Here is a 22,432-nt window from a genome sequence, read left to right as displayed (position 1 = left end):
GGGCTGCGCGGCCCTGCTCGGCCCGACGGATGCGGCATGGTGCCGGGGCGCAGGTCACGGCATCGTCTCGCTGCTCGACCCCAGGGGGTCCTCGGTGACGCGGACCGGGGCTGCGAGTGCGGCCTCGTAGGCGGGTCGGTCGAAGGCGTACGGGCCCATGGGAAGCTCGCCCCATTCCTTGCGGAAGGGCTGCCGGAAGGAGGACCAGATGACGGTCTCCGGGGTGGCGGTGATGATCGTCAGCAGGGGCCAGCAGCCCCAGACCCCGCAGGAGCAGCCCAGGACCGGGGTGGTGCCGGTGGGGGGATCGGCGAACTCCGGGGCGGGGTCGCCGAGGAAATGGCGTACGGGGTCGCCGACCTCCCGGAGCGAGAGGCCGCCGTGCTGATGGAGCAGGAAGAGTTCGTTCTCGGCCGGGCTCTCCTCCTCGTGCTCCTGTCGCCAGAGGTCGCGGGTGGCGTCGGCGGTGTACGCGCGCAGATCCGTGCCGTCGATACGAATGCCCCATAGGAGGCCCGGCAGTTGGCCGCTTGCGGGGTAGTTCAGGAACTCGATGCGCTGCATGGTCATCATTCTGACGAGCGGCCACCGCCCACGCGACGCAATTGGCCGCCCATGGCCGACGGGTGCAGGTGGATCGCGTAGGGGCCCCTTGCGCGAAGGCTCTGCTTCGGCTGAACTGACGTACCGTCAGAAGCGGTGGGAAGGTGTGTGCCGGTGTGCGCGGTGTGTGCGGTGGGACGCGCCGATGCCGGGCACCCGGCGTGGCAGCGGGAGGGTGTGCGGGATGCAGACGATCTGGCTCGGTGGGGCCGAGTGGCTGGCCGTGCTCCGCATCGGCCTCGGCCTGTGGTGGCTGGAGAGCTGGCGGCACAAGGACAAAAGGGGCTGGTTCGAGCGCGGTACGGGCATCGCGTGGGCCGGGGATGTGGCCGGCAAACACCGCTGGCGCGTGGTGCGCAGCGGCTTCGATGCGGTCGTCCGGCCCCGGCCCAAGGCGATGGCGTACCTCGTGGTCTACGCCGAGTTGGCCCTCGGGCTCGGCCTCGTCCTCGGGTTCCTCACCCCGATCGCGCTGGTTGCCGGCCTGGTGCTCAACCTGCTCTATCTGGTGCTGATGATCCACGACTGGGCGGAGCAGGGGCAGAACGCCATGATGGCGCTGATCTCCCTGGTCGCCCTGTTCACGATGAGCTGGCAGACATGGTCACTCGATGACGTGATGGGGGTGTTCTCGTGATGGCCGGGGTGGCCGGGGTGGGCGGGGCGGCGGGGACGCCGGGTGCCGGGTCATATGCGGCGCGGGGTGCTGTGCCGGGTGCGCCGCGGAGCGCGGCGCGAAGCGGGGCCCGGAGCGCGGCGCGTGGTGACCTGCCGGAGGTGGATGCCTTCACCAGGCCGTACTGGGCCGCGGCGGCCGAGGGGCGGCTGCTGCTCCGCCGCTGCCGGGGCGAGGGGTGCGGTGCGGCCCATCACTACCCGCGTGAGTTCTGCCCGTACTGCTGGAGCGAGGACGTGGTCTGGGAGCCGGCCACCGGCCGCGCCACCCTCTACACCTGGTCCGTCGTGCACCGTAACGATCTCCCGCCGTTCGGCGAGCGGGTCCCGTACGTCGCGGCCGTGGTCGATCTCGTCGAAGGCCCCCGGATGATGACCGAGATCACCGACTGCCCGGAGCCGGAACTACGGATCGGGATGCCGCTCGCGGTGCACTTCCGTCGCGAGGGCGAGGGCGAGGGCGAGGGCGAGGGCGAGGGCGAGGGTGAAGGCGAAGGCGCGGGCGAAGGCGAGGACGGGAGGGTCGCCATCCCTGTTTTCCGGCCCGCGTGACGCGGGCGCGTCCCTGAGTTCCCGCCCTGGGGCCTCGCGTCGCCGTCCCTGAGCCCCGGCGCCGATCCTGGGCTCACGCGCCCACCTTGCCGTTCAGGGCCGCGACGCATTGCGGTGGCGGCCCCTGCGGGTCCGCGGGATGCTGTGGCCGTGCTGATTCGTGAGGCGACCGCGGGCGACTGGCCCGCCATCTGGCCCTTCCTCCATGCCATCGTGGCGGCCGGGGAGACCTACACCTATCCGCGGGACATCGACGAGGCGACGGCCCGCGAGATGTGGATGCTGACGGCGCCCGGCCGTACGGTCGTCGCCGTCGACGACTCCGGCACGGTGCTCGGTACGGCCAAGATGAACCCCAACCACATGGGCGGCGCCGCGCATATCGCCAGCGCCAGCTTCATGGTCGACCCGCAGTACGGCGGGCGCGGCGTCGGGCGGGCGCTGGGCGAACACGTACTGGCGTGGGCCCGCGCGGAAGGCTATCGCGCGATGCAGTTCAATGCCGTCGTGGAGACCAACACCGGCGCGGTCGCCCTCTGGCAGTCTTTGGGCTTCCAGATCATGACGACACTGCCCGAGGGCTTCCGGCACCCCACCAAGGGCTATGTGGGGCTGCACATCATGTATCAGCAGCTGTGAGGGCGAGCGGGGCGGCGCCCGCCCCGGCCGCCCGTGAGGGGAGCCCGCGCCGGCCGCCCCTCACGGCCAGAGCAGTTCCTGCACCCAACGGCCGCCCGCGTAGCGGTAGTTGAGGCGGATGTGGCGGCGCCGCGCATCACCCTGGAAGAACTCGACCTCCTCGGCGCGCAGCACGTACAGCGTCCAGCTCGGCACCGGCGCCTCCGGCTCGCGCCGGGCCCGCTCCCATGCGGCGTCCGAGGCGCGCGCCAGCTCCTCCGTGGAGCCGAGCACCTCGCTCTGCCGGCCGACCAGCCCAGCGGCCAGCGCACCCGTGGAGCGGCGGTGCAGATCCGCCGCGCTCTCCTCGGGTCCCGCCGCGGTCACCGACCCCCGGACACGCACCTGGCGGCCGACCCCCGGCCAGTAGAAGCCGAGCGCCGCCCGCGGCCGCACGGCCAGCTCGCGGCCCTTACGGCTGCCGCGGTGCGAGGCGAAGTGCCAGCCCCGCTCGTCGGCGTCGTGCAGCATCAGGGTCCGTACGGAGGGGGCGCCGGACGCGTCCGCCGTGGCCAGCGTCATGGTGTGCGGCTCGGGGACACCGGCCTCGGCGGCCTCCCGCAGCCACTGCCGGAACAGTGGCAGCGGCTCGTCCGGGGCCGTTGCCGGGTCGAACGACGGCAGCTCGACGTCCCAGACGCGCAGCCCGCGCAGCAGCTCACGGAACGCGCGGGCGTCCGCGGCGTCGGAGCCGTGCGCGGCGGAATCGTGCGCGTCGGAATCGTGCACGGCAGGTTCGTGCGCGGTGGCGCCGGTGGAAGCGGCGTCCGGCGGGTCCTGGTGCCCGGGATGATCAGTCATGTCAGGCAGCGTACGTGGGGCGTGTGGCGGCCGGCGCGGGGCCGGCGGCGCGGTTCGGTACCGGATAGTCCTTGAGTGTGATCGCGAGGGCGGCTCGCTGGACATCCTCCGCGATCTTCTTCGCGATCACGTTCTTCCACGGCAGGTAGGGCAGGATCCGCATCATCAGATGCCGGAACCGGATCTGCCGCCGGGTGTCCGCCGTCATTTCCCGGGCGAACTTCCTCGCCAGCGCGTGATTGACCGCGACATAGCCGCGCATCTCCTTCTCGTAGCGCCCGAAGGCCTCCTCCGGGGCGCGGCCGGCCGCCGCCAGCTCGCCGGCCAGGACGTACGCGCCGACCAGCGCCATCCCCGTGCCCTGCCCCGACGCAGGTGAGGGGCAGTGCGCGGCATCGCCGAGCAGTACCACCCGGCCGTGCGACCAGCGGTCCATCTCGATCAGCTGCATCCCGTCGAAGTAGAAGTCGCCCGCCTCACGGGCTGCTTCGAGCATCCGGGGGACCTGGCCCCAGCCTCCGGCCGGCGAGCCGGCCACCCCCACGCCCTCGAACGCCGCCTCCAGCAGCTTCAGTTGCTGCTGCGGGTCCCGGTGGTCGTAGGTCAGCCGCGGTGAACGGAAGACGAGCAGGCCCTTGGCGGCCGGGTCCCCTGCGGAGCTGTAGGCACAGATCAGCCTGCCGGGCTGGGCGTGGTACAACTCCTCGCGGTCCAGGCCCAGTTCATTGGGCATGGAGAAGGCGCTGATATACGCCCCGAGGTGCCGTACGAACCGCTCTTCCGGGCCGAAGGCCAGCCGCCGGACGGTCGAGTGCAGGCCGTCCGCGCCAACGACGAGGTCGAAGCGGCGGGGAGCGGCATGCTCGAACGTGACGTCGACGCCGTCGATACCGTCGGCGCCGTCGAAGTCTGTGACGCCGTCGACTTCGCGGTGGTCGTCCGCTCGCTCGGTGATCGAAGTGATCGAGGTGGTCGAGGGGGTCGAGGTGATCGACGTGATCGACGTGATCGACGTGATTGACGTGATCGAGTCGTCGAAGAGGTACTCGACGTCCGACCGGGTGCGCTCGTAGAGGATGCGCGCCAGATCGCCGCGCATGATCTCGTCGTCACGGCCGACCCGGGCGCCGAAGATATCGGCGGGCAGGGTGGCGATCCGCTTGCCGTCGTCGTTCACATACGCGCCGGTCTGCATGTCCGTACTGGCGCGCTGGATGTCCCCCAGGAGGCCCATCCGCTCGGCGACCTCGATCGCGGCGCCCCGGATGTCGACCTTGTAGCCGCCGGTCCGCAGCGCGGGGGCGCGCTCGACGACGGTCACCGCGAAGCCGTAGCGGTGCAGCCAGTAGGCGAGCGCCGGGCCGGCGATGCTCGCGCCGGAGATCAGTACGGTCCGGGGCGCTGCGCTGCGGGGGGAGGGGCCGGTGTCGGACATGGCGGGGTTCCCTTCGGGGCCGTGGTGCTCCTGCACGGACTGCGCCGGGTGATCACGGATCACGGCGCTCGGTCGTGTTGCGTGTGTCATGTGCTCACTGGACCGGTGGGCTGACTATACAAGCGTCTTAAACGCATGTCTATGACGCTTGTCTATGGCGCATGTTTATGGAGCTTGCCCCTGGCGTTCGTCCACGGTGCTTGTCGGTGAGGCCGCGCAGAGGCGTCCCATGTAGGACACGTCCTGACCTTGATCCTCACTAGCGTCGGCCTTGGCAGCGTCACCGCGAAGGAGCAGAAGTTGAGCAAGGTCAGCACCAACCAGCCGCTCGGAACGCCGACATGGATCGACCTCGGGGTCCCCGACCTCGGCCGTGCGAAGGCGTTCTACCGCGCGCTGTTCGGCTGGCAGTACGAGGAGCGGTCGGCGGCCACCGGCCCCTTCACCCTGTGTCTGCTGCGCGGCCGGCGGGTGGCGGTGCTGCGGCCCGTCTCCGCCGCCGATGCCGAAGGTGAGTCCTGGTGGCATGTCCACCTCGCCACGGACGACTGCGACCGTACGGCCAAGCAGATCGTCGTCAGCGGCGGGACGGTGCTCGTTCCGCCGGCGGATGTGGCGGACCTGGGGCGTACGGCCGTCGTCGCGGATCCCACCGGCGCCCGCTTCGGCCTCTGGCAGGGACGTACGCTGGCGGGCTGCGAGCTGGTCAACGAGCCCTGCGCACTGGTCCGCAACGACCTCGCCTGCCCGGACCCCGGCCCCGCCCGCCGCTTCTACGCCACCGTCTTCGACTTCACGCTCGACGGCAACGACGAACTCCCCGGCTTCGACTTCACGTTCCTGCGCCGCCCGGACGGCCATGAGATCGGCGGTATCTTCGGCGACCCCGCGGCCCCCGCGTCCCGTTGGCAGACCGTGTTCGAGGTCGCGGACACCGACGAGCTGGTGGCCCTCGCCGTCGCAGCGGGCGGCACCGCAGGCACCCCGGAGGACGCCCCCTACGGCCGGATGGCCGCGATCACCGACCCCTTCGGCACGTCCTTCAGCGTCATCACCCGCCCGTCGCCGGCCAGTTAGGCGCGGGACGGGAGCGACACCCCGCCCCGCCCCTCCCGCCTCGTCCGGCCCCCCGTCCTGCCAACGTCCCGTCCCGTCCCGGCCCGGCGCCGTCCCGCCGGGCCGCCACCCCACCGTCACGGAATAAATTCGTTCGCCCCGCCCCGGGGGCCCCGCCTACGCTGCCCCCATGCACTTCCTCCAGATCTACGGCTGACACGGCCGAGGGCGCTCCGCCGCCCCGCCCGCACCCAGGCGTGCCCGCAGCGCGACCGGCTTCGTTGCCGCTGTCGCGCGGTGCCGCCTGGGCCGTCGGGCTTCCGTGTCCCCGTTCCGTAGCTCTGTACCGAAGGAAGTCCTGGTCCTATGCGTTCCTCCGACTTTGCCCCTGCCCCTGCGCGCGCCCATATCGCCATGATCGGCACGCCGATGGTCAGCCATGTGCTGCCCAGCCTGGAGATCATCCGGGAGTTGGTGGCCCGCGGCCATCGTGTGACGTACGCCAACGCCGACCATGCGGCCGGGCTGATCGCCCCCACCGGCGCCGAGTTCGTCCGCTACTCCACCACCCTGCCGGTCGCGGACAACGACTGGCCGCAGGATCCCGTTGCCGCCGCCTCGCTCTTCCTCGACGAGGCGATCGCGGTGCTGCCGCAGCTGCACACCGCATACGGCGACGACCCCGCCGACCTCTACCTCTACGACATCGCCTCCTACTCCGCCCGCGCGCTGGCCGAGGCGCAGGGCCGTGACCTCGTCCAGCTGTCACCGACCTTTGTGGGCTGGGAGGGGGCCCAGGAGGAGATCGGCGCGATGTTCGCCGGGCTGCCGGGGGCGGATGCCTACCAGGCGCGGTTCGCCGAGTGGCTGGCCCGGTGCGGTGCGGTCACCACGGAGGTGGACGCGTACGCCGGCCGGCCGCGCCGGGCGGTGGCGATGATCCCGCGCGCCATGCAGCCGCATGCGGACCGGGTCGACACCGAAGCGGTGACCTTCGTCGGGCCGTGCCTCGGCAGCCGTGCGGAGCAGGGCGGTTGGACGCGGCCGGCCGGTGCGGAGAAGGTGCTGCTGGTGTCGCTGGGCTCGGCGTACACGCGGCAGCCGGAGTTCTACCGGCAGTGTGTGGCGGCGTTCGGGGAGCTGCCGGGGTGGCATGTGGTGCTACAGATCGGCAAGTACACCGATCCGGCGGAGCTGGGTGAGCGGATTCCCGCGAACATCGAAGTGCGGTCGTGGGCACCGCAGTTGGCGGTGCTGGAGCAGGCGGACGCGTTTGTGACGCATGCGGGGATGGGTGGCAGCAGTGAGGGGCTGTACACGGGTGTGCCGATGATCGCCGTCCCGCAGGGCGCCGAGCAGTTCCTCAACGCCGACCGGCTGGCCGAGCTGGGCGTCGCCCGCCGTATCGACACCGCGGATGCCACGGCCGCGGCGCTGCGCCGCGCGCTGCTGGAGCTCACCACTGATCCGCAGGTCGCCGCGCGTTCGGCCGAGCTACGGGCCGAGGCCCGCGCGGCGGGGGGCGCCCGACGGGCCGCGGACCTGATCGAGGAGCGGTTGCGCTGACGCCCAGGGGGCCGGGCCGGGCGCCACCGGTCGGCCCGGCCCCCGTCGGCCTCCTCCTCACCCCTGCCCCTCCCCTCACCCTCGCCCCAGCACCACCGTCCCCGAGGAGCAGAACCAGCCGCCCGTGCCCGAGGCGACCGCGAGCTGGGGGAGTGCGCCGCCGGATTTGCGTACCTGGCGGTCCGGGCCGGCCTCGCCGCGGAGTTGGCGTACCGCCTCGACCAGCAGGAACAGGCCGCGCATACCGGGGTGGCAGGCGGCCAGCCCGCCCCCGTCGGTGTTGACCGGCAATTCCCCGTTCCGCAGCAGCCGCCCCTTCTCGACGAATGCCCCGCCCTCGCCCTTGGCGCAGAAGCCGAGGTCCTCCAGCGTCACCAGGGTCATATAGGTGAAGGCGTCGTAGAGCTCGGCGAGGTCGATCTCGTCGGGGCGCACACCGGCGCGCTCGAAGGCCAGCCGGCCGGAGACCGCGGCGGGCGAGACGGTGAAGTCCTCCCACTCCGACATGGTGGTGTGCGAGACCGCGGTGCCGGAACCGAGCACCCACACCGGGGGCTTGGCGAGGTCGTGGACGTAGTCCTCGGCGACGAGCAGGACCGCGCAGCCGCCGTCGGAGCGGATGCAGCAGTGCAGTTTGGTGAACGGGTCGGCGATCACCGGGCCGGAGAGCACCTCGTCGACGGTGATCGGGTCGCGGTACATGGCATCCGGGTTGGCCGCCGCATTGGCGCGTGCCTGGACGGCTATCTGGGCCAACTGCTCCAGGGTGGTGCCGTATTGATGCATATGGCGACGGGCGGCCATGGCGTATTTGGCGATCAGGGTGTGCCCGTAGGGGACTTCGAACTGGAGCGGGCCGCGGGCCCCGAAGGAGAGGTTCGCGGTACGGCGCCCGGCCTTGATGTCGGCGCGGGCGGTGGAACCGTAGACGAGAAGCACGGCGTCGGCATGGCAGGCGGCGATCGCGTCGGCGGCGTGTGCGGCCAGCACCTCCCAGGTGGAGCCGCCGACCGAGGTCGAGTCGACCCAGGTGGGGTGCAGTCCCAGATATTCGGCGACTTCGACGGGCGCGAGAGTGCCCAGGCCGGCAGAGGCGAAGCCGTCGATCACCGAACGGTCCAGACCGCTGTCCGCCAGCGCCCGGCGGGCCGCCTGGGCGTGCAGGGCGTACGGGGTGGCCTCGTCCACGCGTCCGCAGTCGGACAGGGCCACTCCGGCGACGGCGACCCTGCGATTCCCGTAAGGGGTCCCTGAAGTCATGAATCTGACGGTACATCAGATATCGGGGGGCGGGCAGGGTGCGAGGGGTCGCTCGGCTCCCGACCCCGGGTCCGCCCGGTGTCGGCCCGGTGTCGCCCCGGTGCCGACCCCGCGCCCGTCCGGTCCCCCGGGCGGCCAGGCCCGCCCGGGGACCTGTCCGCCCGCCTGGCGAGGAAGCCGAACTAAAGCGATTATCCGAGAATCGGAGATATGGAAGCGGGCTTCAAATGCTTTCCCCGGAAGGGTATTCTCCATTCGCTGTGTGTAATTCACCGGCCCCACTTCGGCCGGTTTGCTGCTCGCTGTTGCCCATACGGTGAAGCAGGCATTTCCGTGTGCGGGACAAGGTCGTCCCGCCTGCCTCAGGGAGTGTCATGTTCGCCTATACGTCAGAATTTCCTGCGCCCGGCCAGGTGCCCGGCCCCGGAGTAAGTGCCGCATTCTTAGCGGGGGCCGTGATTCCCGTGGGTACCATGCCCGGGGGAATCAGCCTCGCCCCTGGTGCGGCCCGCGCATATGTGGCCAACCAGGGCTCGAATACGGTGAGCGTGATCGACACGGCCACCGACACCGTCACCAGCACCATCCCCACGGGGGCAGGCCCCTCCTTCGTGGCGATCAGCCCGGACGGCACCCGCGGCTATGTGACGGTCTCCGGCGACGGTCTCGTCAGCGTGATCGACACCGCCACGAACGCCATCATCACGAACATCCCCGTGGCGTCGGGCCCGGCGATGGCGGCGCTCACCCCGGACGGCACCCGCCTCTACGTGACACAGCAGGCCGGCAACACGGTGAGCGTGCTCGACACGGCCACCGACACCGTCGCCGGCACCATCACCGTCGGGGACGGGCCGATCGGCCTGGTCCTCACCCCGGACGGGACCCGCGCCTATGTGGCGTGCCTCTTCTCCGGCGCCGTGAGCGTGATCGACACCGCCACGGACACCGTCGTGGTCACGATCCCGGTCGGCGGCGTCCCCATCCTGCTGGCGGTGGCCCCCGACGGGGCCGAGGTCTACGTCACGAACGTCGCCACCTCCACGGTGGGCGTGATCGACACCGCGGCCGGCGCCGTCACCGCCACCATCGGTGTCAGCGGCCAGCCGCGCTTCCTGGCGGCGAGCCCCGACGGCGCCCATGTGTACGTGGCGAATTCCCTCCCGGACACGGTGAGCGTGATCGACACCGCCACCCGCACCGTCGTCGAGAACATCGGCGTGGGGGCCGGCCCCACCGGCCTCGTGGTCTTCCCCGACGGCACACACGCCTACGTGAGCAACTCCGAAGCCGGCACCGTCGGGGACATGGCGACGACGGTGATTCCCGACCAGGGGCGCACGGCCGGCGGAACGAGGGTGACGCTCACCGGTCACCACCTGTCCAATGCCAGTGCTGTGCACTTCGGTACCGCCCAGGCCGCCATCACCGCCAATACGGCGACCTCGCTGACCGTCACCACTCCCGCCGGATCCGGTGTCGTCCCCGTGACGATCACCACCCCGGGCGGCACCGGCTCCCTCGGATTCTTCTACTACATGCCGTTGCCCGCCCTCACCGGCATCAGCCCCGCCGCGGGCCCCGTCGCCGGCAGCGACGAGGAGATCGTCATCACCGGCCGCAACCTCGCCGGGGCGATCGACGTGTACTTCGGCCCCACCCGAGCCGTCATCCAAAGCGTCTCCGACACGCAGGTCACCGTCAGAGCCGCCGGTGCCCCGGGGCCGGGCGGCGTGGCCGTCACCGTGTTCACCGCCGGCGGGAGCGCCGACGGGCTGACCTACACCTACGTCAGCCCGTCCAGCGTCACCGGCGTCAGCCCCGACTCGGGACCGACCTCCGGCGGCACCGTGGTGACCGTCACCGGCACCGGCCTGTCCACCACCGACCAGGTCACCTTCAACGGCGTCCCGGCGCCCTTCGAGATCGTCTCCGACACCACCGTGACCGCCACGTCCCCGCCCAGTGGCGCCCCTGGCACCGTCACCGTCACCGTCACCGGCCCCGGAGGCACGCCTTCCGGATCGTTCACCTACGTCTCCGGCCCCGATATCTGATCCCTGCGGGCGCCACGACCGGCCGGCCGCGCGGCGGACCCGGCCTGCCCGAGCGGCGCCCCCGGAACGCCGAGCCCCCGGCCGGTCAGGGGCGGGATTCGCGGCGCCGCGGCGTGACTGCGCAATTGCGTCCTGGCGTCCCTGCGATATCGGCCGGGAATTACTGCACCATTACCGCATTTCATGGCCATAGCCAGTGCACTTCCCTTCCAGTCCCAGAGGAGAAAACCGTGCGTCACTTCAAGCATGTCGCTCTGAGTGCGGCCGCCGGATTGGCGGCCCTCCTTTTCTGTGCACCCTCGGCATCGGCTTCCACCGGTACCGGATCCGGGCCCAATCCCCCGAGAGGGGAAGTTTTCCAGCTGGTCGCGAAGCAGACACAGGGCGGTCTCGTCGATGTGGACGGGTCGGGCGGCCCCAGCCTGGGGGACGAATTCGTCCTGAGCGGGAATCTCTTCCGCGGCAGCCTCGCGGTCGGCACCTACAGCGAGATCTGCACGCTGACCCGGTTCGCGCCCGCGGATGAGTTCGACCTCCAGTGCGCGGGCGATCTGTCCCTTTCCCAGGGGCAGCTCACCGTGCAGGGCCGGTTCACCGTCACCGCCGCCGGCCCCGGCAACATCGACCTGGCGATCACCGGAGGCACCGGGCGCTACCGCACGGCCCACGGCTTCCTCCACGTCGTCAACGTCAGTGACACGGAATCGCAGCTCACGGTCCATCTCACCCTCTGACGCGGCGGGAAGGCTCCCAGGGCGGCGGGCGGCCCGGACATCCCGGCCCGCTCGCCGGGCCCCGGCACCCCTGCCCCGACTTCTATGGTGAAGTCGGGGCAGGGGCATGGCTGTTGGGGCCTGCAGCCCCGCCGGGTCGTCTTCCTCCCCTCCGGGGACTTTGCGAACTCGCCCTAGGAAAGTGCACCCCCCGTCCCTACTATGACGGCCCGTCAGGTCTGAAGCGGGGGCCCGTCGCACCGGACGGGCGTTGTCGCACGGCCGGGAGGAGCCCGCCGATGGATGCCGCGTTCACCGAGGAGCAGCACGAAATCCGCCGTACGCTGCGCGAGCTGCTGCTCAAGCGCTGTGGTCCGGACGAGGTCAAGGCGGCGGTACGCACCCCACCCGGGTACGACGAGCAGCTGTGGCGGCAGCTCGCCGGCCGGCTCGGCCTGCCCGGCCTGGCGCTGCCCACCGCATACGGCGGGGTGGGCTGCGGGCCCACCGAACTGGCCCTGGCCTGCGAGGAGACCGGCCGCGCCGTACTCCCCTCGCCGCTGATCGCCACCGCCGCGCTGGCCGCGCCGCTGATTCTCGCGCTCGGAAGCGAACGCCAGCGCACCGCACTGCTGCCGGCCCTGGCCACCGGAGAGCTGACCGGAACGCTCGCCGTACCGGGCGGGCAGCTCGCCACCGCACTGGCCCTGACCGGGCCGAACGACGGCGACTGGGCGGGCGGCGGCCGGGCCGGCGGCATCCAGGCGCGGATGCAGGACGGCACGTGGCGGCTGTACGGGGAGGCCGGACAGGTGCTGAACGGGCACACCGCGGACGTGCTGGTGGTGGCCGCGCACACCGGAGGGTTCGCCCGCAGCCGTACCCTGCTCTTTCTCGTACGGGCGGCGGCGCCCGGCCCGGCGGACGGAGCGGACGCCCGGCGCCGTGCGGACACCGGCGTGCCCGGTCTGCTGCGGACCCGGCAGACCGCGCTGGACGAGACCCGTCCGCAGGCGCGCCTCGAACTGCGGGAGGTGCCGGCGGAGTTGCTGGGGGAGGGGGACGGTGACGAGGCGGCGGTGGCCGGGGCGCTCGCCTCGGCCGGGGCGGCGGCGGCCGCGGCGCTGGCTGCCGAGGCGGTCGGCACGGCCGATACGGCGCTGGCCCGAACCGTCGCCTACGTCCAGGAGCGCGAGCAGTTCGGCCGGCCCATCGGTTCCTTCCAGGCGGTCCAGCACCGGCTCGCCGATCTGTATGTGACGCTCCAGGCGGCGCGCTCGGCGGCGTACTACGCGGCCTGGTCGGCGGGCCGTGGTCGGTCCGGGGCCGAGGGAGCGGTGGGACCGTACGGTGCGGCCGAGCCCGGTGCGGGGGCGCTGGCGCTCGCGCAGGCGCTGGAGACGCTGCGGGCGGTGGCGGCCGAGGCGGTGCAGTTGCACGGCGGTATCGGCTTCACCTGGGAGCACGAGGCGCATCTGTACTTCAAGCGCGCCGCCTGCGACGAACTGCTGCTGGGGCCCGTGCACCGGCTGCGGGCACGGGCCGCCGAGGAGGCGGGGCTGTTCGCGGGCGGGGCGGGGGAGACGGTCGGAAGCGCGGCGGCGGACGGAAGCGGGACGAGGGGCCGAAGCGGGGCGGCGGACGGAAGCAGCGAGGCGGGTGGAGGCGGGGCGAGACCCGCGAGCGCCGAGGCGGCCGATGGGTCCGATGCCGCCGATGGGTCCGGCGTCGCCGATGGGCCCGATGGGTCCGGTGCGTCCGATGCGGCCGGCGCGTCCGCGGGGCCCCGTGCGCCCGAGGCGGTGGAGGTCTGATGCCGCCGGGTGAGCGGTTGCTCCAGAGGGTCTCCGCGACCCGTACGTTCGCCCGGATCGCGCCGCACTTCATCCCCGCGCTGGACCGCGCGGTGCACCGGCTGACCCGCGGAAAAGTGCTGCTCAGCGCCCGGATGCTGCCCGGGGTGATCCTCACCGCGACCGGGGCGCGGAGCGGGCAGCCGCGGCGTACCCCGCTGGCGTGCCTGCCGGAGGAGGGTGGCGGCTGGCTGCTGATCGGCAGCAACTTCGGGCGGCCGGGGCATCCGGCCTGGACCGGCAATCTGCTCAAGAATCCGGAAGCCGAGGTGAGTTGGCGCGGCCGGGACATTCCGGTGCGGGCCCGGCTGCTCACCGGTGAGGAGCGGGCACAGGCCTGGCGGGCGGCGCTGGCGTTCTGGCCGCCGTATGCCGCGTACCAGGCGCGGGTGGCGCGGGAGATCCGGCTGTTCCGGCTGGAGCGGCGGTGATCCGTCCGGTGCGCCAGGGGGCTTCGCCCCTGCCCGGTCGGTTCGCCATGCACACAGCGGGCGCCGCGGCGAACCCCCGAGGGGCCGCGCGGCGCCCGCTGTGTGTGCGGTACAGCTATGGCAGGACGGATACAGGACGAATGGCGAACGAGCCCGGCAGCACCGGGACTTCGAGGCGCGGCTGCCTCTCGGGCCGCTTCGGCTGCTTTCTCGGCGGTGTGGTTATTTGGTCGGCTTCTTGCCGGTGACGCCGAGGTGTACGAGCAGCGCCAGGTTCGGCTTGAGCTCGGCCTGCTTGACGCCCCAGCTCTGGAAGCCCTTCTGGTGCCCGGCAACCGCGGCCAGCATCGCGACGAGCGAGCCGGCCATCGCGGGCGGGCTCACGTCCTTGTCGACCTTGCCCTTGCTCTGAAGTTCCTTGATCGAATCTGTAAGGGAGTTGGTGACGGCATTAAGGATCTTCATGCGGATCTTGTAGAACCGCTTGTCGCCTTCGGCCGCACCCAGGTCGATGACGCGCAGAATCGCGTCGTGCCTCCGCCAGAAGGAGAGGAAGCCCTCGACCAGATCCTCCGCCGCCTGCCACGCGGATTTGCCCACCCAGGAGCGTCCGGCGACAAGATCGGTCAGAGTGGCGCCTTCTTTGGCCATCTCCTCGGCGATTTCGAGGACGGCGCCCTCGACGTCCGGGAAGTACTGATAGAACGTTGCGGGTGAAGTCCCCGCTTTTCGGGCTACATCGATGACCTTGACGTCCCGGTAGGGGGACGAACTGAGCATTTCGCTGAGGCAGTCGAGAAGCTTTTGCCGCGTCGCCTGTCCGCGGCGGCCGGCAACTCTGCCGTCGACGGTTCGAACTTGTCCTGTCATGCCGTCAGCTTACCGAGGGGTGATCGGAGCGCGATTTGGCTGCCTGCAAATGGGGATGGGGGAGTTCGCGGTGCGCGGCCCCTTAAAGGGCGCCGGCAGGGGCCCGCCCGCGGCCGCGGTTTGTGCGGAGCCGCTTGGTCCGATCCGGTGAAGAGTGTTATCAACAGGCTGTGGACAACTTTGGTGGATAAGTGGTCACCGTCTGTGTGGCAAGTGCACGACGATGGCCGTCAGTTGAACATCGGCACCTTCTCCCGTCCGTCATCGCCGCGCCCGGAGGGCCCTCCAGGAATCGACCGTGTGTGCGAACCCTTGGCGGGCGAACCGTGCGAACCGGCGCTAGCTTGGAGATCTGACCACCGCGGCGGCAGGCAATCCGGCCTGCCCGGATTCCCGGCCAGGCGCCACGCCAGGTGTCATGGCGCCGAAATGACCTTCGAACGCGCAGAATTGGGCCGAGGGGCCGAGGGCGACGACGGGGATGGCATGACCGGTGGGGGATGGGTGTGCACGGTCGGTGGAGCGGTCGGTGGAACAGCATGGTTTTGGCCACCGCGGCCACCGGATGTCCGGGGGTGTGAACCGCTCCCGCGGTGCGCCCGTCAAACAAAGTGGTGAGCGTCCGTATTTCGGGCGGTGCCGCGCACGGGGGATTTGCAACCCGCCGGTAACCCGCTCGGCAAACGCCCGTCAAGGGACGTATCGCAGCACGTCAGGCGCGGTTGGGTTACGTCGGGTAACGGGCCCGGTGCGGGTTACAGGGGGTATGCCGTGACACGGCGGACAGGCCCCGGGTTCGCAACCGTCGGCCCGGCCAGGAACAATCAGCACGCGTACGGCCGTTTCGACAGTCCTCGCCGCAGGCGGGGAGACGCTGCACGGGGCAGTGGCTCTCGGCGGCTCGTGGCTATTGAGAGTCTCTTTTTTACGCCCCACGGGGAGGTGGCAGGCAAGTGGTGGAGCAGCTGAAGCAGCTGACGCAGCACGATCCCCGGCGGATCGGCCCGTTCGAGGTGCTCGGCCGTCTCGGGGCCGGCGGCATGGGCCTGGTCTATCTGGCGCGTTCGGCGTCCGGCCGGCGCGTGGCGATCAAGACGGTGCGTACCGAGCTCGCCGAGGACCAGCTGTTCCGGGTCCGCTTCACACGCGAGGTGGAGGCGGCCCGCGCGGTCAGCGGCTTCTACACGGCCGCGGTGGTGGACGCCGATCCGCGGGCGGCCGTGCCCTGGCTCGCGACGGCCTATGTCCCCGCGCCCTCCCTCGAGGAAATAGTCAATGAGTGCGGGCCGCTCCCGGCCCAGGCGGTGCGCTGGCTGGCGGCAGGGATCGCCGAGGCGCTTCAGTCCATCCACGGCGCCGGCCTGGTGCACCGTGACCTGAAACCGTCGAATGTGCTGGTCGTCGAGGACGGCCCCCGGGTGATCGACTTCGGTATCGCCTCCGGGGTGTCCAACACCCGACTGACGATGACCAACGTCGCCGTCGGCACGCCCGCCTATATGTCGCCCGAGCAGGCCCGTGACTCGCGCAGTGTGACGGGCGCGAGCGATGTCTTCTCCCTCGGCTCGACGCTGGTCTTCGCCGCCACCGGACATGCGCCGTTCCATGGTGCCAACCCCGTCGAGACCGTCTTCATGCTGCTGCGTGAGGGGCCCGACCTGGCCGGGCTGCCGGACGAACTGCGTCCGCTCATGGAGTCCGTGATGCAGATGGAGGCCGGCCGGCGGCCTTCCCCCGCCGATCTCCAGTCCCAGCTCGCGCCGCATCTCTTCGGTTCCGGCAGCGATGACAGCGGTACCGCCTCGGCCTGGCTGCCGGCCGGCGCGGTGGCACTCATCGAGGGCCGCCGCGGTGGCCGCACCACCGTGGCGAACAACAGCCAGCGGGCCGGAGCCGGGCGCGGCGCCGGCCGTTCGGCGCCCGCCGCGCCGCCGTCCCCGCCCGTGTCGCCCCCGATGCCCGCATCGCAGCCCGTCCCGGCGCCGCCGCGCCCGGAGAGCGCACCGGCCGGCGCGGAGTCCGGCTGGCCCGGACAGATGGGCGCGGGCCCCGGCGCACACCGCGGCAGCGATCCGCGCGGCGCCAACCCGGGCCCCATGCCGCAGCCCGCGGCGCTCGGCCCGGACGTCTCGACGGCCCGGGTGACCCCGGTCTCCGCCGCGCCGCCCGCCGCTGCCCCGCCCGCCGCCGCGCTGTCCGCCGCGCCGCCGGCCGTTTCCGTGGACGGCGCCGCCGGTCCCGTACGCCTCGGTGGCTCGCCCGCCCCGATAGGGCCGGGGCCGCGCGCCGACTCCCCCGGAGCCCAGCCGCGCGGGCAGGCCGGTGCCGCGACGAACTGGGTGCGGCCGCCCGGTACCGGACCGGTCACCGGTGTGCCGCCGCAGGGCCCGGCCAACGGTGCCGCGGCCGGGGACGGTCCGGCCCGTGGCGAGGCCGCACCGCCCGTGCCGCCCGAGGCGCCGCCCGCCGAGCCGGGCCGCTGGCGCCCCTGGCGGTTCCGGATGTCGAACGATGTGTGGGGCACCCCTGCCGTCGCCGACGACCTGCTGTACGTCACGTCCTTCGAGGTGCATGCGCTCGACGTGGCCAGCGGGCGCCGCAAGTTCAAGACCCGTGACGTCGCCTGGGCGATGGCGGTCGCGGACGGCCGGATCCATGCCTCGGACGGCCCGAGCCTGTACGCGCTGGACGCCGACGACGGCACCGAGCGCTGGCGGCTGCACACCGAGGGCTGGGTCTACGCCGTCAAGGTCGACCGCGGGACCGTCGTCACCAGCACCCGCGGGGGCGGCGTCCAGGCGTGGGAGGCCGCCAACGGCGAACTGCTGTGGGAGATCGGCGGCGTCCAGACCGACTTCGAGACCGCCGAGGCCGGGCCCGTGGTGCACGAGGGCACGGTCTTCGTCTGGGCGGACGCCCGGCTGAAGGCGCTGGAAGCGCGGACCGGCGCCGAGCGCTGGTCGTATCCGGTGGGCGACGCCGCGGCCTGCGGCGGGGTGCCGGTGCGGCTGCTGCCGGCGTCGGACGGTGCGGTCTATGTCGTGGCCGGGACCCGGGTGCTGGCGATCGACATCGCGCGCGGCGACGTGCGCTGGCACTTCGAGGCGCCCGCGGCGTTCCTCAGCCCGCCCGCCTTCGCGCCCGGCCCGGCCGTCACCGGCGGCGGGGTCTATCTGGCGGACTACCTCGGCACGGTCTACGCACTGGACCCGTCGGACGGCCGCGACCGCTGGCGGATCGCCACCGAGGCGCGGCAGTCCACCGAACCGGTGCTGGTCGCGCACGGCGCGGTCCACCTGGGCAGCGGCAAGGCGCTCTACACGCTGGACGCGGTGACCGGCACCCCGCGCTGGCGGTTCCAGGCCGGCGCGGAGGTCGTCGGCGCACCGGTCGTCGCGGAGGGCCGGGTGCACTTCGGCTCGGCCGACCACTGCCTCTACACGCTCGACGCGATGGGCGGCCAGCTGCGCTGGAAGCTGGCGACCGGCGGCGAGATCACCGGTTCACCGGTCGCGGTCGGCGGTGTGGTCTACGCGTGCAGCAAGGACCGCTGTGTGTACGCGCTGGACGCGGCCAAGGGGACGGGGCTGGCGCGGCGGTCGTGATGCGGCTGTCGTGACCCGGTGGCTGCCGTGACCTGGTGGCCTACTGCCGGTCCTCCGGGGGCTGTTCGGGATGTGGGGACCGGTCAGGCTGTCCGGGCTGACCGGGCTGGCCCGGCTCTCCGGGCTGTTGTGGCTGCGCGGGGCGCGGTTGCCGGTGCTCCTTGGCCCACTCCACCGGAGGTGTGGGGGGCTGCTGATGGGCCGGCATGGTCGGCGGTGGCGGTTGCGGCTGCTGCGGTTGTTGAGGTTGTTGTTGTGGCTGTGTCCGCTGTTGGTGCGTGGGCGGTGGTGGTGGCGGCGGGGTGACCGGCAAGGGAGCGGTGGGGGTGTCCTCCCTCGGGCCGTAGGCACCGCCGCCGGGGCCGACGGGTGCCGCGGGGCCTGCCGGGGGTCCGGCGGGGCCGGTGGAATACGGCTCCGGGTTCCACTCCTCGGCTCCCGGGCGGCCCGCGTCCCAGGGTTCGGGCGTCCCCGGGGGGTAGGGCGTGTGCGGGTCGTACGGCGCACGCTCGTCGTAGCGGTCGTCCGGCGCGGAGGGCCCGTAGCGTCCGTCGGGGTACCGGCGCTCGTCGTATCCGCGGTCCGGGACACGTCGGCCGCGGCCGCGCATGATCAGGGCGCCGAGCAGCAGCAGTGCGCCGCCGCCCAGGGCGTTGGCGACGCCCACCCCCAGGCCGCGGGCACCGGCCGTCAGTTCGCTGGCGGCCTGGCCCTGGCGGACCATCCACAGGATCGTGAAACCGAGCACCACCAGGCCCGCGAGGGTGACCAGCAGCCGGGAGCGCAGGGCGACTCCGATCAGGGTCAGCAGGGCGGCGAACGCCATGGGGAGGACGACGGAGCCGAAGAGCGCGGCGCTGCTGCGGGTGATGCCGTTGAAGAGGTCTTCGATCCGCACGTCGCTGCCGTGACGGCCGTCGTACCAGGGACGGAAGGGGCTCCAGACGGCGGCCGTCGCTCCGACGAGGGCGATCAGCGACCCCAGAACGTTGCGCACCACGGGCGTCGCCTCGCTTCGAGTCGTCCGGTCATCCTCCGTGACCGACGCTACGCCCGCCCCCCTGTGCTCGCGAGAGAAGTACGCCCGCACGCGTGGCATGGGCCCGTACGGGGTGTCACCGGGCCTTGCTATGGTGCCGTGCACGCGTCAAACCACAGGTGACGGGTTCAGAGGTTTCCACGGGGGATGAACAAGAGAATGCAGCAGCGCACACGCATGGGCAGCCGCGGCGGCGCCCGTACGGGAATCAGGGCAGCGGTGGCGTCCGCATTGGTGCTGGCCACGGTCGCCACGGCAGGTGGCTGCGCCTTCCCCCGGCCTCGTGTCAAGGTGCCGGTCTCCGCGCCGAGCCCCACCTTCACCAGCGGGTACGACGCGAGCAGTCCGACCCCGTCGTACGAGCCCACCTACTCGCCCTCGCCGACCCAGGAGACCTACGATCCGGACGGGCGGTCGGACGCCCGCGGCAGCAACTGCGACTTCTCCGATTCGCTGCGCCAGTTCACGTACACGGTCGCCATCACCAATCCGTCGTCGACCGATTCCTTCTCCTATGACATGGCCGTCAACTGGATGAAGGCCAAGCCGGCCGACGGCAAGGCGTACGGGCTGCACGAGCGCTCCATCATCGTCGGCCCCGGCGACACCGAGACGTACACCGCCAAGTACACCGTCAACCAGTCCTCCATCGGGCAGTTCTGGTTCACCTGCGAGATCACGCGGGCGCACAAGTCGCGGATGTAGGTCACCTGACCGGCGGTCCATCCTCCCGCCCGCCTTCCTGGCCGCCTTCGAGGCCGCCGTGCCGCGGGCGGGCGGCGAACAGCCCGGCCTGGCGGTCCGGGGGCAGGTTGCCCAGCGCGATCAGCTGGGGTGCCTGCGCCAGGGCCTGCGTCCGGGCCGCCTCCTTGGCCGCCCACAGGGCGCGCACGGTGCCCTGGACCGCCTCGGTCGGCTGGGCGGCGAGCACGGCCGCGCGGCGCAGCGCCACCTCGGCCGCGGCACCGGGCGCGGTCAGCTCGGAGACCAGGCCGATCTCGTACGCGCGGGGCGCGCCCAGCCGCTCCGCCGCCCCCATCAGGGCCAGCCGGGCGATCTCCCCGTAGGGCATCCGCTGCGCCATGTAGATGGACTCGTATGCGCTGACCATCCCGTAGGTGGTGTGCGGGTCGAAGAAGGTGGAGGTCTCGGAGGCGATGAGGAACTCGGCCTCCCCCAGGAGATAGAAGGCGCCGCCGCAGGCCATTCCGTCGACGGCGGCGATGACCGGCTTCCACAGGTCGTTGGCCTTCGGGCCGATGCGGAGCAGCGGGTCGTCGAGGGAGTAGGGCGAGGGCGGCTGGGGGACGTCGACAAAGCGGTCGAGGCCGCTGGAGAAGGCCCGGCCGCCGGCGCCGGTGACCACTGCGGCCCGTACGGCGTCATCGAAGCGGAACGCCCGCCAGGCCGCGCCGAGTTCGGCGGCGGTGTCCAGGTCGATGGCGTTGTGCCGTTCGGGCCGGTCGAGGGTGACCAGCGCGACCCCGTCCTTGATCTCCGTGCGGAGCGTCATGGCCGCTCCAGGAGCCAGCGGGGTACGGTCACGCCTCCCGGCATGGTGTGGAAGGCGGCCTTCACCGGGGCGCCGATGCGCAGCCGTGCCGGGTCGACGGAGTTGAGGGGGGCGTCGGCGGCGGCGACGAGATTGCCGACGAGGCGGATACGCGGGGCCTCGGCCAGCTCCACGATGATCGCGTTGTAGCCCGGCCGGGCGGCGTAGGCGGGCAGCAGCGGCGGGTGCGGCAGCACATAGGACCAGATGCGGCCGCGGCCGCTCATCCGCTGCCAGTGCGCGGCGAAGGACTGGCAGTGCGGGCAGCAGGGCCGGGGCGGGAAGCGCAGTTCGTCGCAGCCGGAGCAGGCCTGGACGCGCAGTTCACCGTGCGCCGCGTACTCCCAGAAGGGCGCCCCGTCGTCATCGGCGACGGGAAGCAGCAGGTCGGCGGCGCTGTCGGACCCGTTGTCAGTGGCGGGTGTCACGATCGGGGACAGGGAATCGCGAACGGACTCGGGAGGGCTCATGGCGTATCAACTCCTCAGCAGCAGGGCCGAGGTGGGGACGCCCTCGCCCGCGGTGACCAGGCAGGTGGCGGCGTCGGGGACCTGCGCGGTGCTGGTGCCGCGCAGCTGCTTGACGCCTTCGGTGATGAGGTTGAAACCGTGCACGTACGCCTCGGAGAGACCGCCGCCGCCGGTGTTGAGGGGGAGCCGGCCGCCGATCTCCAGCGCGCCGCCCTCGGTGAAGGCCGCGCCCTCGCCGCGTCCGCAGAAGCCGTAGCCCTCCAGTGAGAGGGGGATCAGGGGGGTGAAGGCGTCATAGATCTGTGCCACGTCGACGTCCTGCGGGCCGAGGTCGGCGCCCTTCCACAGGTGCCGGGCTGCGGCCCAGGCCGGGCCGGTGAGGGGGGCGTCGTTCCAGTAGTTGACCATGCCGTGGTGCTGGGCGGGCAGGCCCTGGGCGGCGGAGTGGACGTAGACCGGCCGCTGCCGGCAGTCGCGGGCGCGCTCGGCCGAGACCACGACACAGGCCAGCGCGCCGTCGGTCTCCAGGCAGTTGTCGAAGAGGCAGAGCGGCTCGCTGATCCAGCGGGCGGTCATATACATCTCGCGGGTCAGCGGGCGTTCGTACATGACCGCCGCCGGGTTCTGGTTGGCGCGGTTGCGGCAGGCGAGCGCGACGTTGAAGAGGTGGTCGCGGGTGGCGCCGTATTCGTGCATATAGCGGCGGGCCAGCATGCCGATCTCGTCGGCGGGGCGCAGCAGTCCGAAGGGGCGGGTCCACTGTCCCGGGGTGGGCAGCTGGACCTGGGTGTTCTTCCAGGGGCGCGGTCCCGAACCGCGTTTGCGGGACCGCCAGGCGACACCGACGCTCGCCTGGCCGGTGGCGATGGCGGCGGCCAGATGGGCCACCGTCGCGCAGGAACCGCCGCCGCCGTAGCCGACCTTGGAGAAGTGGGTGAGGTCCCCGGCACCGATCGCCTTGGCTATCTCGACCTCGTCGGTCTCCTCCATGGTGTAGGAGGCGAGGGCGTCCACCTCCGAGGGGGCGATCCCGGCGTCGTCCAGCGCCGCGACGATCGCCTGACAGGCCAACGTCTTCTCGGAGGCGGGCAGTTGCTTCGCGAACGGAGTCTGTCCGATGCCGGCTATCGCCGTAGCGTCCTTGAGGGTTGCCCCCATCGCCACCTCCGTGGTCGGTCGTCAGTGCTGACAGCGGAGGAGGCTACCGTTAATCTGA

20 protein-coding genes are annotated in these 22,432 nt (G+C 72.0%); 11 read left to right on the top strand and 9 right to left on the bottom strand.

The genetic code is table 11. From position 1 onward, the window contains the following. Positions 1–54: 54 nt before the first annotated feature. Positions 55–564 (bottom strand): hypothetical protein, encoded by a 510-nt coding sequence (locus tag K7C20_RS16205; RefSeq protein ID WP_245170975.1) that lies wholly within the window; start codon positions 562–564, stop codon positions 55–57. 223 nt (positions 565–787) lie between these two features. Here K7C20_RS16205 and K7C20_RS16200 point away from each other — a divergent pair, with 223 nt between their 5' ends. The 3 genes from K7C20_RS16200 (at position 788) to K7C20_RS16190 (ending at position 2,469) form a co-directional block, all read left to right on the top strand. Continuing rightward, positions 788–1,240, top strand: coding sequence for a DoxX family membrane protein (locus K7C20_RS16200; RefSeq protein ID WP_030080512.1), 453 nt, complete (start codon positions 788–790; stop codon positions 1,238–1,240). A gap of 131 nt (positions 1,241–1,371) precedes the next feature. Next, positions 1,372–1,830 (top strand): Zn-ribbon domain-containing OB-fold protein, encoded by a 459-nt coding sequence (locus tag K7C20_RS16195; RefSeq protein WP_030080514.1) that lies wholly within the window; start codon positions 1,372–1,374, stop codon positions 1,828–1,830. A 150-nt stretch (positions 1,831–1,980) separates the two neighbouring features. After that, positions 1,981–2,469 (top strand): GNAT family N-acetyltransferase, encoded by a 489-nt coding sequence (locus K7C20_RS16190; protein WP_030080516.1) that lies wholly within the window; start codon positions 1,981–1,983, stop codon positions 2,467–2,469. A 60-nt stretch (positions 2,470–2,529) separates the two neighbouring features. Here K7C20_RS16190 and K7C20_RS16185 read toward each other — a convergent pair whose 3' ends face one another. Both K7C20_RS16185 and K7C20_RS16180 read right to left on the bottom strand, forming a co-directional pair. Continuing rightward, complete coding sequence (locus K7C20_RS16185) at positions 2,530–3,309, bottom strand: pyridoxine/pyridoxamine 5'-phosphate oxidase (protein ID WP_078952902.1); 780 nt, start codon at positions 3,307–3,309, stop codon at positions 2,530–2,532. Between the two features lies 1 nt (position 3,310). After that, the gene (locus K7C20_RS16180; protein WP_030080518.1) at positions 3,311–4,744 is read right to left on the bottom strand and encodes an FAD-dependent monooxygenase; all 1,434 of its coding nucleotides are present in this window, start codon (positions 4,742–4,744) and stop codon (positions 3,311–3,313) included. A 300-nt stretch (positions 4,745–5,044) separates the two neighbouring features. Between K7C20_RS16180 and K7C20_RS16175 the strand changes: the two genes are divergently transcribed. Together K7C20_RS16175 and K7C20_RS16170 are read left to right on the top strand one after the other, a co-directional pair. Next, on the top strand, positions 5,045–5,821 hold the full coding sequence (locus tag K7C20_RS16175; RefSeq protein WP_053208665.1) for a VOC family protein: 777 nt from the start codon (positions 5,045–5,047) through the stop codon (positions 5,819–5,821). Between the two features lie 345 nt (positions 5,822–6,166). After that, positions 6,167–7,366: a macrolide family glycosyltransferase gene (locus K7C20_RS16170; RefSeq protein ID WP_053210186.1), complete on the top strand. Its 1,200-nt coding sequence runs from the start codon at positions 6,167–6,169 to the stop codon at positions 7,364–7,366. Between the two features lie 75 nt (positions 7,367–7,441). Here K7C20_RS16170 and K7C20_RS16165 read toward each other — a convergent pair whose 3' ends face one another. Next, complete coding sequence (locus tag K7C20_RS16165; RefSeq protein WP_078953524.1) at positions 7,442–8,626, bottom strand: thiolase C-terminal domain-containing protein; 1,185 nt, start codon at positions 8,624–8,626, stop codon at positions 7,442–7,444. 473 nt (positions 8,627–9,099) lie between these two features. Here K7C20_RS16165 and K7C20_RS16160 point away from each other — a divergent pair, with 473 nt between their 5' ends. The 4 genes from K7C20_RS16160 (at position 9,100) to K7C20_RS16145 (ending at position 13,680) form a co-directional block, all read left to right on the top strand. Then, positions 9,100–10,683: an IPT/TIG domain-containing protein gene (locus tag K7C20_RS16160; RefSeq protein WP_063781307.1), complete on the top strand. Its 1,584-nt coding sequence runs from the start codon at positions 9,100–9,102 to the stop codon at positions 10,681–10,683. A 230-nt stretch (positions 10,684–10,913) separates the two neighbouring features. Next, positions 10,914–11,417 (top strand): allene oxide cyclase barrel-like domain-containing protein, encoded by a 504-nt coding sequence (locus tag K7C20_RS16155; RefSeq protein WP_030080533.1) that lies wholly within the window; start codon positions 10,914–10,916, stop codon positions 11,415–11,417. A 278-nt stretch (positions 11,418–11,695) separates the two neighbouring features. Beyond that, positions 11,696–13,210, top strand: a complete 1,515-nt coding sequence (locus K7C20_RS16150; RefSeq protein WP_078953523.1) for an acyl-CoA dehydrogenase family protein — start codon at positions 11,696–11,698, stop codon at positions 13,208–13,210. Then, positions 13,210–13,680: a nitroreductase family deazaflavin-dependent oxidoreductase gene (locus tag K7C20_RS16145; protein ID WP_030080539.1), complete on the top strand. Its 471-nt coding sequence runs from the start codon at positions 13,210–13,212 to the stop codon at positions 13,678–13,680. Before K7C20_RS16150 ends, K7C20_RS16145 begins: the two co-directional genes overlap by 1 nt. 222 nt (positions 13,681–13,902) lie before the next feature. Here K7C20_RS16145 and K7C20_RS16140 read toward each other — a convergent pair whose 3' ends face one another. Continuing rightward, a complete protein-coding gene (locus tag K7C20_RS16140) occupies positions 13,903–14,550 on the bottom strand; it encodes a TetR family transcriptional regulator (RefSeq protein WP_030080541.1) in 648 nt (215 codons plus the stop codon). A gap of 953 nt (positions 14,551–15,503) precedes the next feature. Between K7C20_RS16140 and K7C20_RS16135 the strand changes: the two genes are divergently transcribed. Beyond that, positions 15,504–18,155, top strand: a complete 2,652-nt coding sequence (locus tag K7C20_RS16135; protein ID WP_053210184.1) for an outer membrane protein assembly factor BamB family protein — start codon at positions 15,504–15,506, stop codon at positions 18,153–18,155. A 40-nt stretch (positions 18,156–18,195) separates the two neighbouring features. On the opposite strand, the gene K7C20_RS39465 is transcribed toward K7C20_RS16135, so the two are convergent. Beyond that, a complete protein-coding gene (locus K7C20_RS39465) occupies positions 18,196–19,155 on the bottom strand; it encodes a hypothetical protein (protein ID WP_030080546.1) in 960 nt (319 codons plus the stop codon). Positions 19,156–19,341: 186 nt separating this feature from the next. Between K7C20_RS39465 and K7C20_RS16125 the strand changes: the two genes are divergently transcribed. Beyond that, positions 19,342–19,899: a hypothetical protein gene (locus tag K7C20_RS16125; protein ID WP_245171724.1), complete on the top strand. Its 558-nt coding sequence runs from the start codon at positions 19,342–19,344 to the stop codon at positions 19,897–19,899. 1 nt (position 19,900) lies between these two features. On the opposite strand, the gene K7C20_RS16120 is transcribed toward K7C20_RS16125, so the two are convergent. From K7C20_RS16120 to K7C20_RS16110, 3 genes are read right to left on the bottom strand one after another with little or no spacing between them, the layout of a single operon-like run. Beyond that, complete coding sequence (locus K7C20_RS16120; RefSeq protein WP_030080550.1) at positions 19,901–20,707, bottom strand: enoyl-CoA hydratase/isomerase family protein; 807 nt, start codon at positions 20,705–20,707, stop codon at positions 19,901–19,903. Then, complete coding sequence (locus tag K7C20_RS16115) at positions 20,704–21,216, bottom strand: Zn-ribbon domain-containing OB-fold protein (RefSeq protein WP_078953522.1); 513 nt, start codon at positions 21,214–21,216, stop codon at positions 20,704–20,706. Before K7C20_RS16115 ends, K7C20_RS16120 begins: the two co-directional genes overlap by 4 nt. A gap of 6 nt (positions 21,217–21,222) precedes the next feature. Beyond that, entirely contained in the window at positions 21,223–22,374 is a 1,152-nt protein-coding gene (locus K7C20_RS16110) for a lipid-transfer protein (RefSeq protein WP_053210183.1), read from the bottom strand. Positions 22,375–22,432: the final 58 nt, after the last annotated feature.

Origin of the sequence: Streptomyces decoyicus (genome assembly GCF_019880305.1) — a bacterium.
GTDB lineage: Bacteria > Actinomycetota > Actinomycetes > Streptomycetales > Streptomycetaceae > Streptomyces > Streptomyces decoyicus.
The sequence above is the reverse complement of the archived record's forward strand: the minus strand, read 5'-3'. Positions and strand labels throughout refer to the sequence as shown.

Bases quoted from the DNA above. Each gene is read 5' to 3' on its own strand.
- K7C20_RS16150 (WP_078953523.1), top strand. From the start codon at position 11,696: ATGGATGCCGCGTTCACCGAGGAGCAGCACGAAATCCGCCGTACGCTG.
- K7C20_RS16115 (WP_078953522.1), bottom strand. From the start codon at position 21,216: ATGAGCCCTCCCGAGTCCGTTCGCGATTCCCTGTCCCCGATCGTGACA.
- K7C20_RS16185 (WP_078952902.1), bottom strand. From the start codon at position 3,309: ATGACTGATCATCCCGGGCACCAGGACCCGCCGGACGCCGCTTCCACC.
- K7C20_RS16110 (WP_053210183.1), bottom strand. From the start codon at position 22,374: ATGGGGGCAACCCTCAAGGACGCTACGGCGATAGCCGGCATCGGACAG.
- K7C20_RS16180 (WP_030080518.1), bottom strand. From the start codon at position 4,744: ATGTCCGACACCGGCCCCTCCCCCCGCAGCGCAGCGCCCCGGACCGTA.
- K7C20_RS16120 (WP_030080550.1), bottom strand. From the start codon at position 20,707: ATGACGCTCCGCACGGAGATCAAGGACGGGGTCGCGCTGGTCACCCTC.
- K7C20_RS16145 (WP_030080539.1), top strand. From the start codon at position 13,210: ATGCCGCCGGGTGAGCGGTTGCTCCAGAGGGTCTCCGCGACCCGTACG.
- K7C20_RS16165 (WP_078953524.1), bottom strand. From the start codon at position 8,626: ATGACTTCAGGGACCCCTTACGGGAATCGCAGGGTCGCCGTCGCCGGA.
- K7C20_RS16140 (WP_030080541.1), bottom strand. From the start codon at position 14,550: ATGACAGGACAAGTTCGAACCGTCGACGGCAGAGTTGCCGGCCGCCGC.
- K7C20_RS16170 (WP_053210186.1), top strand. From the start codon at position 6,167: ATGCGTTCCTCCGACTTTGCCCCTGCCCCTGCGCGCGCCCATATCGCC.
- K7C20_RS16205 (WP_245170975.1), bottom strand. From the start codon at position 564: ATGCAGCGCATCGAGTTCCTGAACTACCCCGCAAGCGGCCAACTGCCG.
- K7C20_RS16160 (WP_063781307.1), top strand. From the start codon at position 9,100: ATGCCCGGGGGAATCAGCCTCGCCCCTGGTGCGGCCCGCGCATATGTG.
- K7C20_RS16200 (WP_030080512.1), top strand. From the start codon at position 788: ATGCAGACGATCTGGCTCGGTGGGGCCGAGTGGCTGGCCGTGCTCCGC.
- K7C20_RS16125 (WP_245171724.1), top strand. From the start codon at position 19,342: ATGAACAAGAGAATGCAGCAGCGCACACGCATGGGCAGCCGCGGCGGC.